The sequence below is a fragment of the Streptomyces gottesmaniae genome, from assembly GCF_031845845.1.
GTDB lineage: Bacteria > Actinomycetota > Actinomycetes > Streptomycetales > Streptomycetaceae > Streptomyces > Streptomyces akebiae.
In genome coordinates, this window is record NZ_JAVRFJ010000025.1 from 109,911 (window position 1) to 123,606 (window position 13,696).

The 13,696-nt window shown below is 70.5% G+C and carries 12 protein-coding genes, 1 tRNA gene and 1 pseudogene; 8 read left to right on the forward strand and 6 right to left on the reverse strand.

Features of this window, described 5'->3' with window-relative positions:
- Positions 1-95 precede the first annotated feature (95 nt).
- The 6 genes and pseudogenes from ispD to RM704_RS26760 all read left to right on the forward strand — a co-directional run bounded on the left by ispD (position 96) and on the right by RM704_RS26760 (position 6,171).
- Positions 96-860, forward strand: coding sequence for a 2-C-methyl-D-erythritol 4-phosphate cytidylyltransferase (gene ispD / locus RM704_RS26735; protein ID WP_033525981.1), 765 nt, complete (start codon positions 96-98; stop codon positions 858-860).
- A complete protein-coding gene (gene ispF / locus RM704_RS26740; protein ID WP_033525980.1) occupies positions 850-1,362 on the forward strand; it encodes a 2-C-methyl-D-erythritol 2,4-cyclodiphosphate synthase in 513 nt (170 codons plus the stop codon). Before ispD ends, ispF begins: the two co-directional genes overlap by 11 nt.
- Positions 1,363-1,603: 241 nt before the next feature.
- Positions 1,604-3,007, forward strand: a complete 1,404-nt coding sequence (gene cysS / locus RM704_RS26745; protein WP_033525979.1) for a cysteine--tRNA ligase — start codon at positions 1,604-1,606, stop codon at positions 3,005-3,007.
- A gap of 153 nt (positions 3,008-3,160) precedes the next feature.
- Positions 3,161-4,102 (forward strand): 23S rRNA (guanosine(2251)-2'-O)-methyltransferase RlmB, encoded by a 942-nt coding sequence (gene rlmB, locus RM704_RS26750; protein ID WP_033525978.1) that lies wholly within the window; start codon positions 3,161-3,163, stop codon positions 4,100-4,102.
- 92 nt (positions 4,103-4,194) lie between these two features.
- Positions 4,195-4,302 (forward strand): annotated as a pseudogene (locus tag RM704_RS26755) (TrmH family RNA methyltransferase); the annotation flags it as partial.
- 111 nt (positions 4,303-4,413) lie between these two features.
- The gene (locus RM704_RS26760) at positions 4,414-6,171 is read left to right on the forward strand and encodes a DoxX family protein (protein WP_033526061.1); all 1,758 of its coding nucleotides are present in this window, start codon (positions 4,414-4,416) and stop codon (positions 6,169-6,171) included.
- 200 nt (positions 6,172-6,371) lie between these two features.
- Here RM704_RS26760 and RM704_RS26765 read toward each other — a convergent pair whose 3' ends face one another.
- The 5 genes from RM704_RS26765 to RM704_RS26785 form a co-directional block, all read right to left on the reverse strand.
- Positions 6,372-7,103, reverse strand: a complete 732-nt coding sequence (locus RM704_RS26765; RefSeq protein ID WP_033525977.1) for a nucleotidyltransferase family protein — start codon at positions 7,101-7,103, stop codon at positions 6,372-6,374.
- A gap of 102 nt (positions 7,104-7,205) precedes the next feature.
- On the reverse strand, positions 7,206-7,670 hold the full coding sequence (locus RM704_RS26770; RefSeq protein ID WP_033525976.1) for a hypothetical protein: 465 nt from the start codon (positions 7,668-7,670) through the stop codon (positions 7,206-7,208).
- Positions 7,671-7,911: 241 nt separating this feature from the next.
- Positions 7,912-9,048 (reverse strand): ABC transporter ATP-binding protein, encoded by a 1,137-nt coding sequence (locus tag RM704_RS26775; protein ID WP_033525975.1) that lies wholly within the window; start codon positions 9,046-9,048, stop codon positions 7,912-7,914.
- Between the two features lie 313 nt (positions 9,049-9,361).
- Positions 9,362-9,709 carry a zinc ribbon domain-containing protein gene (locus tag RM704_RS26780; protein ID WP_438828952.1) on the reverse strand — a complete coding sequence of 116 codons (348 nt, stop codon included), beginning with the start codon at positions 9,707-9,709 and terminating at the stop codon, positions 9,362-9,364.
- Between the two features lie 106 nt (positions 9,710-9,815).
- Entirely contained in the window at positions 9,816-10,388 is a 573-nt protein-coding gene (locus tag RM704_RS26785; RefSeq protein WP_311591319.1) for an RNA-guided endonuclease InsQ/TnpB family protein, read from the reverse strand.
- A gap of 328 nt (positions 10,389-10,716) precedes the next feature.
- Here RM704_RS26785 and RM704_RS26790 point away from each other — a divergent pair.
- Positions 10,717-10,790 (forward strand) — tRNA-Thr (locus RM704_RS26790).
- A gap of 467 nt (positions 10,791-11,257) precedes the next feature.
- Here the strand turns inward: RM704_RS26790 and RM704_RS26795 are convergent.
- Positions 11,258-12,136 carry an aminoglycoside phosphotransferase family protein gene (locus RM704_RS26795; RefSeq protein ID WP_033525973.1) on the reverse strand — a complete coding sequence of 293 codons (879 nt, stop codon included), beginning with the start codon at positions 12,134-12,136 and terminating at the stop codon, positions 11,258-11,260.
- A gap of 117 nt (positions 12,137-12,253) precedes the next feature.
- On the opposite strand from RM704_RS26795, the gene RM704_RS26800 reads away from it, so the two are divergent.
- Positions 12,254-13,666 (forward strand): NAD(P)/FAD-dependent oxidoreductase, encoded by a 1,413-nt coding sequence (locus RM704_RS26800; protein ID WP_033525972.1) that lies wholly within the window; start codon positions 12,254-12,256, stop codon positions 13,664-13,666.
- The last annotated feature ends 30 nt before the right edge of the window (positions 13,667-13,696 follow it).

Here is a 13,696-nt window from a genome sequence, read left to right on the forward strand (position 1 = left end):
GACCAGATGTCACGGAAGGGTCCGGTCAAGGCGTCGCGCCCGGCACGCTGTGGCCATACCCACGTAGGCCGAGCACACAAACCTGACAGGAACCGATGTCTGACGAATCGCGCCCCTCGCCTTCCGGAACCGGTACGGCAACCCGTACGGCGGCCGTGATCCCGGCCGCCGGCCGGGGCGTACGCCTCGGTCCAGGCGCCCCCAAAGCACTACGCGCGCTGAACGGCACCCCGATGCTGATCCACGCCGTGCGGGCCATGGCCGCCTCCCGTGCCGTGTCCCTGGTGATCGTGGTGGCGCCGCCCGACGGCACCCCCGAGGTCAAGACCCTCCTCGACGCGCACGCGCTGCCCGAGCGGACCGACTTCCTCGTCGTACCCGGGGGTGAGTCGCGCCAGGAGTCGGTGAAGCAGGGCCTGGACGCGCTGCCCCCCGGCTACGACATCGTCCTCGTCCACGACGCCGCCCGTCCGCTGGTGCCCGTCGACACGGTGGACGCGGTCATCGAGGCCGTCCGGGACGGGGCGCCGGCCGTGGTGCCCGCGCTGCCGCTCGCCGACACGGTCAAGGAGGTGGAGCCCGCGGACGCGCCGGGGACGCCGGAGCCGGTCGTCGCCACGCCGGAGCGGGCGCGGCTGCGGGCCGTGCAGACGCCGCAGGGATTCCACCGGGAGACGCTGGTGCGGGCGCACGAGACGGTCACCGGAGAGGTGACCGACGACGCGAGCATGGTGGAGCGGCTCGGACTCGGGGTCGTGGTCGTACCGGGCCACGAGGAGGCGTTCAAGGTGACGCGACCGCTGGACCTGGTGCTCGCGGAGGCGGTTCTGGCGCGCAGGAGGCTGAACGATGGGTTCTGAGACGGCGTCGCTGCCGGGCTCCATGGTGTTGCCGCAGGTCGGGATCGGCACCGACATCCACGCCTTCGAGGAGGGGAGGGAGCTGTGGTGCGCCGGGCTGAAGTGGGAGGGGGAGGGGCCGGGGCTGGCCGGGCACTCCGACGCGGACGTCGTGGCGCACGCGGCCTGCAACGCGTTGTTCTCCGCGGCCGGGATGGGGGATCTCGGGCAGCACTTCGGGACGGGACGGCCGGAGTGGGCCGGGGCGTCGGGCGTGACGTTGCTGGCGGAGGCGGCGCGGATCGTGCGGGCCGGGGGGTTCGTCATCGGGAACGTGGCGGTGCAGGTGGTGGGGGCCCGGCCGAAGATCGGGAAGCGGCGGGACGAGGCGCAGCGGGTGTTGTCGGAGGTGGTGGGGGCGCCGGTGTCGGTGTCGGGTGCCACGACCGACGGGCTCGGGTTTCCCGGGCGGGGTGAGGGGCTGATGGCGGTGGCCACGGCGTTGGTCGTGCGGGTGGGGTGACCCCCCGGGGGTTTCGCCCCCGCCGCCCCTACCCGTCCCATCCTCAAGGGGCTGTGCCCCTTTGACCCCCAGGCGTCCGTCCGGTGGGGGCTGGGCGCGCAGTTCCCCCGCGCCCCTTTGCCGGGCCTGCGGCCCGTCAACGGGTCGCAGGCGCTGGTGCAGGGTGTGCATACGTCACGAATCTGTCGTCCTTGGGGTGAAGGGCTCGGGGCATCGCTGGTGGGCCACTACGCTTGGGGGCGTGACTATTCGCCTGTACGACACCAGCGCCCGGCAGATCCGTGACTTCGCCCCGCTCACGCCGGGTTGTGTCTCGATCTACCTGTGTGGCGCCACGGTGCAGGCGGCCCCGCACATCGGTCACATCCGGTCGGGGCTCAACTTCGACATCATGCGCCGGTGGTTCGAGTACCGCGGGTACGAGGTGACGTTCGTCCGGAACGTCACGGACATCGACGACAAGATCATCGCGAAGGCGGCCGACCAGGGCCGCCCGTGGTGGTCGATCGGGTACGAGAACGAGCGCGCGTTCAACGACGGGTACGGCGTGCTCGGTTGCCTGCCGCCGACCTACGAGCCGCGTGCCACCGGGCACGTGACCGAGATGGTCGAGATGATGCGCGGGCTGATCGAGCGCGGCCACGCGTACGAGGCCGACGGGAACGTCTACTTCGACGTGCGGTCCTTCCCCGGGTATCTGCAGCTGTCCAACCAGGAGCTCGACAACCTGCTCCAGCCCTCGGGCGAGGGCGAGACCGGCAAGCGTGATCCGCGGGACTTCGCCATGTGGAAGTCGGCCAAGCCGGGCGAGCCGACCTGGGAGACGCCCTGGGGCCGAGGACGGCCGGGGTGGCACCTGGAGTGCTCGGCCATGGCGCACAAGTACCTGGGCAGCGCCTTCGACATCCACGGCGGCGGCCTCGACCTGATCTTCCCGCACCACGAGAACGAGATCGCGCAGGCCAAGGCCTTCGGCGACGACTTCGCCACGTACTGGGTGCACAACGCCTGGGTCACCATGAGCGGCGAGAAGATGTCCAAGTCACTGGGCAACTCGGTGCTCGTGAGCGAGATGGTCAAGCACTGGCGGCCCATCGTGCTCCGGTACTACCTGGGCACCCCGCACTACCGGTCGATGATCGAGTACAGCGAGGACGCCCTGCGCGAGGCCGAGTCGGCGTTCGCCCGTATCGAGGGGTTCGTGCAGCGGGTCGTCGAGAAGGCCGGCGGGATCGTCGAGCCCGCGGCCGAGGTGCCGCCGGCGTTCGCCGAGGCGATGGACGACGACTTCGGGGTGCCGCAGGCGCTCGCCGTCGTGCACACCACGGTCCGGCAGGGCAACAGCGCGCTGGCCGCCGACGACAAGGAAGAGGCGGTGGCGCGGCTCGCCGAGGTGCGGGCCATGCTCGGTGTGCTGGGTCTCGACCCGCTGGACGCGCACTGGGCCGGTGACGGCGGCGACCGGGGTGAGGACCTCCACGGGGTCGTCGACACGCTCGTCGGGCTGGTCCTCCAGCAGCGGGAGGCGGCTCGTGCCCGCAAGGACTGGGCCACCGCCGACGCCATCCGCGATCAGCTCAACCAGTCCGGTCTGGTCATCGAGGACAGCCCGGACGGCCCGCGCTGGACGCTCGGCCCGCGCTGAGCCGGACGTCCGGTCACCTTGATCGATTGTGCCGCCCGGGCCTCCGGGCGGCACACTGCATTGAGCACACACGATGACGTCCACACGATCACCTACACACGATCATGTACACGATGACGTACACACGCACGCTTCTCAGGAGACGAGTAGGTCATGGCCGCTAACAACCGCCGCATGTCCGGCAAGAAGGGCGCGCAGGTCGGCAGTGGCGGCCAGCGGCGCAAGGGACTCGAGGGCAGGGGCCCGACGCCGCCCGCCGAGATGCGCAAGAAGCACAAGGCGAACCGCATCGCCAACGCCAAGGCGAAGCAGGCCGCCCGCCGTCCCGCGCCGCGTGGCCGGGGCGGCAAGGGCACGTCCGAGATGGTCGTGGGCCGCAACCCCGTCGTCGAGGCGCTGCGCGAGGGCGTGCCCGCCTCGACGCTCTACGTCCAGCAGTTCATCGACAACGACGAGCGGGTGCGCGAGGCGCTGCAGCTCGCGGCCGAGCGCGGTGGCATCAACCTCATGGAGGCGCCCCGCCCCGAGCTGGACCGCATGACCAACGGCCTCAACCACCAGGGGCTCGTCCTCCAGGTCCCGCCGTACGAGTACGCGCACCCCGAGGACCTGGTGGCCGCCGCGTTCGACGAGGGCGAGGACCCGCTGATCGTCGCCCTCGACGGAGTGACCGACCCGCGCAACCTCGGCGCCGTCGTCCGGTCCGTCTCCGCGTTCGGCGGTCACGGAGTCGTCGTGCCCGAGCGGCGCGCGGCCGGGATGACCGCCGGCGCCTGGAAGACGTCCGCCGGTACGGCCGCCCGTACGCCCGTCGCACGCGCCACCAACCTCACGCGCGCGCTGGAGGCCTACAAGAAGGCCGGCGTCGTCGTGGTCGGTCTCGCCGCCGACGGCGAGGCCGAGGTGGGCGAGCTGGAGGCACTGGAGGGACCCGTCGTGATCGTGGTCGGCAGCGAGGGCAAGGGCCTGTCCCGTCTCGTCGGCGAGACGTGCGACTACCGGGTGCGGATTCCGATGCCGGGTGGGGCGGAGTCGCTCAATGCGGGTGTGGCGGCGGGAGTTGTCTTGTACGAGGCGGCGCGTCGGCGGTCTTGATGGCGGTGGGGTCGGCAGGCGAAGTCCGCCGGTCGGAGGCCGGCGCAGCCGTCCGAAGCCGCGCAGCGTGCGAGGGCGGCAGGCAGGAGGGGTCGTGCGACTACCGGGTGCGGATTCCGATGCCGGGTGGGGCCGAGTCCTTGAACGCCGGTGTGGCGGCGGGAGTTGTGCTGTACGAGGCGGCGCGGCGCAGGGCCTGAACAGGGGTCCTGGCCGGGGGTTCGGGGCGTTCTGGATCACCTTGACGGGGTCCGGACAGATCGGCGCGGTCAAAGCAGTGTCCTAACGACACGTCACTCGGTTAGATGAGTGTGGACACCAGAACACCCCGCACACCCACGGGGGACCGTTCGTCGGGATTCGACTCGGGATTCGACGACGCTCCCGCGCTGAGCATGGTGAAGGTGCCGAGCGATCCGGCGCAGGTCATCGTCAACCACGCGAGCTTCCGCGTGCAGTTGGGCACCTCCACGCGGGCGTCCCCGCGCATCGCACGGCACCTGAGCGCCACCGACGAAACCACGCGCATCCCTGTCGTGGGCACGGCGGGGCGCTCCGGTGCGCCCGCCGCCGGGCGCCGGCGCGCGCCGGTCGTCTGGAGCGGGAAGTCCGCACCCGACGACACCGGAGCCCACCGGCTCCTCCAGGCGGTGCGCGGCGCGGGCGTCGGCCTCCCCGACCCACTGGGCGACACGGGATCGACCCAGGTCATTCCCCGCGTCGACGGCACCGGCGGCGGTGGCTACGACACCGAGGGCGGGCGCTACGGCCGCGAAAGCGGGCGGTACGGCGCCGACTTGACGGTCGAGACCGTGGAGACGCCCCTCGTCGGCAGCCAGCGCACCCACGGCGATCACGCCGTCGGCGACGGCACCCGGCTGCTCCCCACCATGCGCACCGTCGACAGCGCCTACGACGAACCCCGCTACGACCCGGCGGCTCACGGCCCCGGCCAAGGCGGCTACGGGGACGACGACTTCACGGACCCGTACGACGATCGGGCCGACGGCGAGGAGGGACGGAGCGGACGCCGGACCGGCAACGAACCCGTCCGGCACGCCTATTACCCCGGTCGCCGGATGAACCTCGGCGTGGTGCTGCTGCCGCTGCGGGTCTTCCTCGGCTTCATCTCCATCTACGCCGGCATGGGCAAGCTCTGCGACCCGCACTACTTCGACGGCGGCAAGCGCGGCTCCATGGTGAAGTGGCTGAACACGCTGCACCCGTGGGAAGTCGCCGAGCCGCTGCGGCAGTTCGCCCTCGAACACCCGGTGGGCTCGGGCCTCGTCATCGCCTTCGCCCAGGTCATCGTCGGCGTACTGACCGTCTTCGGACTGTGGCAGCGGCTCGCCGCCGGCGTCGGGGCGCTGCTGTCGGCCGCGCTGCTCGTCACCGTCAGCTGGAAGACCGTCCCCGTCTACGAGACGCCCGACATCATCTACCTCGCCGCCTGGTCCCCGCTGATCATCGCGGGCGCGCCGGTGTACTCCGTCGACGGTCGGCTCGCCGGCGGCGCCTGGCGCACGCTCGGGCCGCGCGCCGACATCTGGGAGCTGCGGCGGTACGTACTGCGCCGGGGCGCGCTCGTCACCGCGATCGTCGTCGGACTGACGCTGCTCGTCGGGTCCTTGCTCGGCGGGGCCGTGCGGGACGCCGACCGGATCGTCGTTCCCGGTCCCGGAGAGGCGCCGCGCAACGAGCTGCCGGGGTCGCCGTTGCCGGGTGAGCCGAGCGCGCGGCGGGAGAACAGCCCGTCCGCGTCGAACTCGCCGACCGCGGGTGCCACTTCGGCCAAGCCTTCGCAGGAGGCGACCACGCCGGGGGCCACGCGGTCCTCCACCGGTGCGGTCACCGGGGGGCAGCCGAGCCAGACCCAGGGGACGACCGGGCAGGCGCCGCCGCAGCAGTCGGCGCCGGTGGAACAGGTGCCGAGCACCACCGCCGGGCCCAGCTCCAGTGGGGGTGCCTCCAGCGGTGCGACCAGTGGGGCCACCGGGTCCTCCGGAGGGTCCACCGGGGGGAGCTCTTCCGGTGGGCAGCCCGGGCTGGTCGGGGGGTTGCTCGGGTAGGTCGTACGGCTGGTGATGTGGTGATGGGCCCCGCGTGATGGTGCGCGGGGCCCATGTGTCGTGCGTGAGAACGTGAGAAGGCGGCTGAGAGCTCGGGGGAGCGGATTGCGGGCGGCCGCGGGTTGTCCGTGGCTGGTCGCGCAGTTCCCCGCGCCCCTTTTGGGGCGCCGGCCATCGTGAAGATGCCTTTGAGGATCCCTCTAGCGGCCCAGGGCCGCCAGTTCCTTCGCTGCCTCTGTCAGGTCCTTCGCCGTGTCGATGGCCCGCCAGTAGGCGCCCTGCGGGATGGGGAAGCCCGCGAGGCGGCGTTCCCGGGCGAGGCGGGGGAACGTGGTGCGCTCGTGGTCGCCGCGGGCGGGGAGCAGGTCGGTGAACTCCGGGGAGAACACATAGACGCCGGCGTTGATCTCGTACGTGGTGGGCGGGGCCTCGATGAAGTCCGTGACGCGGCCGAAGCCGTCCGTCTTCACGGCACCCCAGGGGATGCGCGGGCGGGCCAGGGCGAGGGTGGCGAGGGCGTCGCGCTCGGTGTGGAAGTCCGCCATGTCGCGGAGCGAGAAGCGGGTCCAGATGTCGCCGTTGGTGGCGTACCAGGGCTGGTCGGGGTGCGGGAGGTGGGCGGCGGCGTACTTGAGGCCCCCGCCTCGGCCCAGGGGCTCCGTCTCGACGACCGTGGTGACGCGGACCGGGAGGTCGGCGGAGTCCAGCCACTTCTGGAGGACGTCGGCGAGATGGCCGCAGGAGACGACCACGTCGGTCACGCCCTCCTCGGCGAGCCAGGTGAGCTGATGGCCGATGATCGGCGTGCCCGTACCGGGGATCTCGACCATGGGCTTGGGTCGGTCGTCGGTGTACGGACGCAGCCGGGAGCCCTGGCCACCGGCGAGGACCACGGCTTGAACGGGGCGCGACGCGGCGTTCGGATCGGTCATGACCCGAACTGTACGTGGCGCCCCGTTCGCGGGAGCACGGCCCTGGGATCGGCGTGGAGGGGGTTCACCGGGGTGGGGTGCCCCGGTGGGGTGCCGGGGTGGTCAGGCGAACTGGGCGGCCACCCCGGTCGCGTACGAGGTGTCGCAGACGGGGCGGGCGAAGCCCTGGGCCCGGGTGGGGCCGTAGGCGCGGACGGCGGCGCGGCCGAGAGCGCGGGCGATGGAGGTGCAGTGCTTCGCGAGCGACGGGCGTTCGTTCACCGCTTCCTGGAGGTGGGTGAGGGCGACTCCGGGATCCTCGTCCTGGAGTTCCAGCAGGAGCTTGTCGCGGAGCACCTCGTGCGGGGCGCGGGACTTGGCGCGCTCGGCGGAGTTCAGCTCGGCCACGTCGGAGGCGGCGAGGACCGATTGGTCGGGGTCCGTGGTGGTCCATTGGACCCGGGTGACCGCGAGGGTGCCGGACAGGACAAGGACGACCGGCAGGACCAGGGCCAGGGAACGGCCGATCCGGCGGGCGGGGCCGCGGCCGCGCCGCGTCCGTTGGGTGTAGGTGTGGGTGTGCTTCACGCGAGTGAGCGTAGCGCGGGGTAGTGATACGGCGACATTGGGTCACCGGTATGGGGGATGCCTGAGCGCCGTTCGCAGGGTGGCAGGTTGACGCACACTGGTCGAAATAGACCTATTTGCCGGGGTAGTTGGCGGCAAGGAAAAAGGCCCCGCAGAGGTTTGCGGGGCCTTCTTCGTCAACCTGGGTGATTTATCCCGGGCCGGTGGTTTCGCGACCGGTCGCGCCCACCGTGCCGGGGGATCAGTCGGTGAGGCGCTCGCCCGTGGAGGTCGAGAACACGTGGGTCTCGCCCGGACGCGGGACGACGTGCAGCGTCGCGCCCTTCTCCGGGACCTGGCGGCCGTTGACGCGGACCACGAGGTCCTTGGTCTCGCCGCCGACCTCGGCGGTGCCGTAGACGTAACCGTCGGCGCCGAGCTCCTCGACGACGTTGACGGAGACGGCGAGGCCGGCCGGGGCGTCGTCGGTGTCCTTCGACAGGGAGGAGGCGACGGAACCGTCGTGCTCGACGATGTCGAAGTGCTCGGGACGGACACCGACGGTGACCGTGGTGTCACCCTTGTCGGAGGCGGCCTTCAGGGCGTCGCGGTTGACCGGGACGACACTGTTGCCGAACTTCACACCACCGTCGGTGATCGGGACCGCGACCAGGTTCATGGCGGGGGAGCCGATGAAGCCGGCGACGAAGAGGTTGGCCGGGCGGTCGTACATGTTGCGCGGGGTGTCGACCTGCTGGAGCAGACCGTCCTTGAGGACCGCCACGCGGTCGCCCATCGTCATGGCCTCGACCTGGTCGTGGGTGACGTAGACGGTGGTGATGCCGAGGCGGCGCTGCAGGGACGCGATCTGCGTACGGGTCGAGACACGGAGCTTGGCGTCGAGGTTCGACAGCGGCTCGTCCATGAGGAAGACCTGGGGCTCACGCACGATGGCGCGACCCATGGCGACACGCTGACGCTGACCACCGGAGAGGGCCTTCGGCTTGCGGTCCAGGTACTCGGTGAGGTCGAGGATCTTCGCGGCCTCTTCGACCTTCTGCCGGATCTCCGCCTTGTTGACGCCGGCGATCTTGAGCGCGAAGCCCATGTTGTCGGCGACGGTCATGTGCGGGTAGAGCGCGTAGTTCTGGAACACCATGGCGATGTCCCGGTCCTTCGGCGGCAGGTGCGTGACGTCGCGGTCACCGATGCGGATGGCGCCGCCGTTCACGTCCTCGAGCCCCGCGAGCATGCGGAGCGAGGTGGACTTGCCGCAACCGGACGGCCCGACCAGAACGAGGAACTCGCCGTCCTCGATCTCGATGTCGAGACCGTCCACGGCGGGCTTCGTGGAACCCGGGTAGATCCGGGTCGCCTTGTCGAACGTAACTGTGGCCATGGGTCGTAGGCCCCCTTCACCGGCAGGAACGTGCCGGACGATCCGTTGTAAAGGTGGTGATCCACCACGGCCGGGCCGCGGTGGTGTAGTCCACGGGAGTGGATTGGGTCAGGACGGTACCTTCCGTTCACGTGGTCTGTCAGTAGCTGGGCCCCTGTGAACTTCGCGGAAATTTTCGAAGGGGGAGAGGCCGTCGTGGTGACGTTCGTCGGCGGAGGCAGAGCACCGCACTTTTGACCTTGCTTCGACGCTTCCTGCTTCTTCGCGCACTGCCACACGTACGTCACCCCTGAGGGGGCGAGGCCGAGCGGTCCTACGCGCGCTCCACAGGCATCCCGGCCGACGGCCCGTCGGTCCGCAAAACAGCAAGCCGCTGGCACGCGGTCGGTACAGGCCACTTCAGCTCCGAAGCCCGGATCACAGTCGGCGCCGCCGTTCCCGGTGGCAAGCCGGCGGTCAGCTGCCCGTACAGGCGCATCCCTTCAACCCGGAGATTCGCGGCAGCGTTCACGTCTCGATCATGGACCGCTCCGCAAAGGGAGCAAGTCCACTCCCGTACCGAAAGGTCCATCTTCGGCCCCTTCGAGCGGCACGCAGAGCACAGTCGAGTCGAAGGGAAGAACCGATGACGATCACCAGGGTTCGGCCGTACCACGCGCACTTGTACTGCAGTTGCCGCAGTAGCTCACCCCACCCGGCGTCGATGATGGCTTCGTTGAGCCTCGCTTTTCGCCGTCTGCCCTTGCCATGGGCCGGACGCAGCAGGGTCACGATGGACAAGTCCTCCACGACGAGCACTTGGTTCTCGCGCACGAGGCGGGTCGTGATACGAAGTACCGTCCGGCTTTGTCGCGCGTGACCGACAGGCGGATCGGGACCACGCCCGGAGGCAGCGCCCGTGACCAGCGGATGCGCAGTGGCTCGGACTGCTTGGCGAGCGTGATCAGCCCGGTCCCGGGGAGGGCCGGGTCCTCGACCCACTTGAAGCCTGTACGCACGTAAATCGCAGAGTCCCGCGACCTTCCCTTCTTCTTCCGCTCGGGGCACTTCGACTGGCCGCTCAGGAAACGTGTGAAGGCCTGGTCGACATGGCGCAGCGACTGTTGGAGCACGGTCGACGACACCTCTTTGAGCCAGGTCGTCTCTTCGACCCGCTTCCAGCCGGTCAGCGCGCGGCACGTTTCCGCGAACCCGACCCTCACCCGGTGGTGTTCCCATGCCTCTGATCGCAAGGTCAGGCCCTGGTTGTAGACCCACCGGCAGGCGCCGAAGGTCCTCCCCAGCTGCTCGGCTTGCGGTGGTCGGATAGAAGCGGAACCGGTAGGAGCGGTGGTGTGCATCGGCTTCTTTGGCGTGGCCCTTGAGCGGTGTCGCCTTGCGGGCGTGGTGCTTGCGGCGGCCGGCGATGCCGAGGGCGTCACGCTTGACGCGTTCGGCTTCCGCGCCGTTCACGACCTTCGGCCTGGCCGTCTCAGCAGGCTGCCTCATGTCGACCCTCCCTCCCCGACGATCCGATCTTCAGAACAGCACGTCAGATCGATCAACGAACGAGTGAACGTCCGGTTACGCATGGTTGTGGAGGCCCAAGGTGCGGGCGAAACATCATGGCTTCGGGAAACGGCCTCTGTGTAGAGTGGAGCAGCTTTCGCGCGTGACGATGTGTGCGATGCCCCCTTAGCTCAGTTGGCCAGAGCGCGTGACTTGTAATCTCGAGGTCGTCGGTTCGATTCCGACAGGGGGCTCTACTCCAATCCCAGGTCAGATGCGCTCTGACATGGGATTTTCGTGCGGTAGAGGTCGGTGTCGGTCAAGTGCCTCGTCACGCTTTCGGCGACGCAACCGAACGCTGTTACGGGCCTTCGTCTTCCATGTCGATGAGCGCACTGGAACGATCCGCCACCGCCTCATCAGCATCCTCGCCCGGATCGCCACCGGCCCGGCGTCTTGGCCGCCCAACTCTGGTGCTGGGCGTACTACTTCACCGTCCTGTGGATAGCGACGGGCCGGCGCATGCCCACCTGAACCAGTTGACGCGAGGCAGCGGACCTCCGCCGTAATCCGCGCTGAACCCGTCCGCGTCGGGGCGTGCAGGGGTACCGAGGTGACAGCCCCGGTCTGCCTGCTTGGGGCTGCTCGTGTGCGGCTTGCGTCCGACAGGGGGCTCCGGGTCCCGGGTCGCTGGTGCGGCCCGGGTTTTTGTTTGTGCGGGTCAGCGGAGGTGGCGGCCCAGGGTCAGGTCGTCGGGGTCCAGGGAGCGGTTTTCCTCTACTTCCCACAGGGCGTTCTGGAGGAGGCGGGCGAGGGTCCAGGCGCGGGCTCGGGGGCGGTCCAGGGAGAGGACGTCGGTCATCGCGTCGAAGCGCCAGTGGATGTCGGCCGGGTCGAAGCGGTTGTTGAGGGCCGGCCAGAGGTCGAAGCCGGGGTCGCCTGCCAGGGGCTTGGGGTCGATGGCGAGCCAGCGGGAACGGTCGGCGCCCAGGACGTTGTCGAAGTGCAGGTCCCAGTGGAGGAGGCGGTCGCCGGGTTCGGACATGACCTCGCGGAGCGCGGCCGCGCAGTCCGCGATCAGACGGCGGTCGGACGCGTCCGGGATGCGGGCCAGGACCGGTGGGGTGCGTTCCAGCATGTCGGTCGCGATGTCGGACAGGCGGCGCACGGTCGGTGGGGCGGGGGTGGAGGTGAGGTGGGCCAGGAGGTGGGCGATGACCAGGACGGCCCGGTGGGTGTCGGGGGCGTGGGAGAGCATGCGGGCCGGGTCGAGGCGTTCGAGCAGCATGGTGCCCGTGCCGGGGTCGTGGCGCAGGAGTCGTACGGCGCCGTCGCCGTCCCAGGCGCGCAGGGCGATCGGTTCGCCCTCGCTCTCGGCGTCGGGGATCTGGAGCTTGAGGACCGCCGGGGTGTCGTCGGCTGTCGCCAGCACCGGGATGACCAGGGCGCACATGCCGTGCATGGGGCGGCCGTCGAGGCGTAGGCCCCAGCGGTCCAGGAAGTCGGCGGTCAGGCGGGGGAGGTCCGCGACGAATCTGCGGCCGGCCTCTCCGTTGATCTTTTCCTGAGTCTCGGCCAGTTCCTCCGGAACATCGATCATGCGGGGGACACTACGCGCGGGCCTGCCCGGAGTCCCTTGGATTTCCGGGTCCGGGATGCCTTCGCGCCACGGAATCCGTAGGAGACAGGGGGCGTCGGCAAGGGTTAGCGTCCGGCCATGAGCAGCTCGGACGCGATGGCGGGCACCGTCAACGGTGGGGTCTCCTTCTGGTACGCGCAGGCCGGTCTTCCCGCGCCGAGGGAACCGCTGGCGGGGGACGCGTCCGTCGATGTGGTGATCGTCGGGGGCGGTTATACCGGGTTGTGGACGGCGTACTACCTGAAGAAGGCCGACCCCGCCCTGCGGATCGCCGTCCTGGAGCAGAAGTTCTGCGGGTACGGGGCCTCGGGGCGCAACGGTGGCTGGCTCTACAACGGGATCGCGGGGCGGGACCGGTATGCGCGGCTGCACGGGCGGGAGGCCGCCGTGCGGTTGCAGCGGGCCATGAACGAGACCGTCGACGAGGTCGTGCGGGTGGCGGGGGAGGAGGGTGTCGAGGCGGACATCCACCGGGGTGGCGTGCTCGAAGTCGCTCGTACGCCGGCGCAGTGGGGGCGGCTCAGGGCCTTTCACGAGCATGAGCTTGCGTTCGGGGAGGATGATCGTGAGCTGTACGGCGCCCGGGAGACGGCCGAGCGGATCAGGATCGCCGGTGCCGTGGGGGCGACGTGGACGCCGCACGGGGCGCGGTTGAACCCGGTGAAGCTGGTGACGGGGCTGGCGGCCGTCGTGGAGGGGCTGGGGGTGATCGTGTACGAGTCGACGCCGGTCACAGAGATCCGGCCGGGCCACGTGGTCACGCCGTACGGCACGGTCCGGGCGCCGTTTGTGCTGCGCTGTACGGAGGGCTTCACGGCGAACCTCAAGGGGCAGCGGCGGACCTGGCTGCCGATGAACTCCTCGATGATCGCCACCGAGCCGCTGACGGCGGAGCAGTGGGCGGCGATCGGCTGGGAGGGCCGTGCGACGCTCGGGGACATGGCGCACGCGTACATGTACGCCCAGCGCACCGCCGACGACCGGATCGCGCTCGGCGGTCGCGGGGTGCCGTACCGCTTCGGGTCGCGGACCGACAACGACGGGCGTACGCAGCCGGCGACGATCGAGGCGCTGTACGAGATCTTGGTGCGGTTCTTCCCCTCGCTGACCGGGGTGAAGGTCGATCATGCCTGGTCGGGGGTGCTGGGGGTGCCGCGTGACTGGTGCGCGACGGTGACGCTGGACCGGTCGACGGGGCTGGGGTGGGCCGGCGGTTACGTCGGTTCCGGGGTGGCCACGGCCAACCTGGCCGCCCGCACCCTGCGTGACCTCGTGCTGCGGGACTCCGGGCGGGGCGGGGCCACCGGGCTGACCGCGCTGCCGTGGGTGAACCACCGGGTGCGCAAGTGGGAGCCGGAGCCGCTGCGCTGGGTGGGGGTGCAGGGGATGTACGCGACGTACCGCGCCGCCGATCGGCGCGAGGCGGCCTCGAACAAGGGGGAGTCGTCGCGGTTGGCGCGGTGGGCGGATCGGGTGGCGGGGCGGGGCTGAGGCGCACGGGCAGTGGTGCGGGGGCGGGGC

Excerpts from the sequence above, each read along its gene's own strand:
- ispD (WP_033525981.1), top strand. The coding sequence starts at position 96 with ATGTCTGACGAATCGCGCCCCTCGCCTTCCGGAACCGGTACGGCAACC.
- ispF (WP_033525980.1), top strand. The coding sequence starts at position 850 with ATGGGTTCTGAGACGGCGTCGCTGCCGGGCTCCATGGTGTTGCCGCAG.
- rlmB (WP_033525978.1), top strand. The coding sequence starts at position 3,161 with ATGGCCGCTAACAACCGCCGCATGTCCGGCAAGAAGGGCGCGCAGGTC.
- RM704_RS26765 (WP_033525977.1), bottom strand. The coding sequence starts at position 7,103 with ATGACCGATCCGAACGCCGCGTCGCGCCCCGTTCAAGCCGTGGTCCTC.
- RM704_RS26775 (WP_033525975.1), bottom strand. The coding sequence starts at position 9,048 with ATGGCCACAGTTACGTTCGACAAGGCGACCCGGATCTACCCGGGTTCC.
- RM704_RS26785 (WP_311591319.1), bottom strand. The coding sequence starts at position 10,388 with ATGCACACCACCGCTCCTACCGGTTCCGCTTCTATCCGACCACCGCAA.
- RM704_RS26795 (WP_033525973.1), bottom strand. The coding sequence starts at position 12,136 with ATGATCGATGTTCCGGAGGAACTGGCCGAGACTCAGGAAAAGATCAAC.
- RM704_RS26800 (WP_033525972.1), top strand. The coding sequence starts at position 12,254 with ATGAGCAGCTCGGACGCGATGGCGGGCACCGTCAACGGTGGGGTCTCC.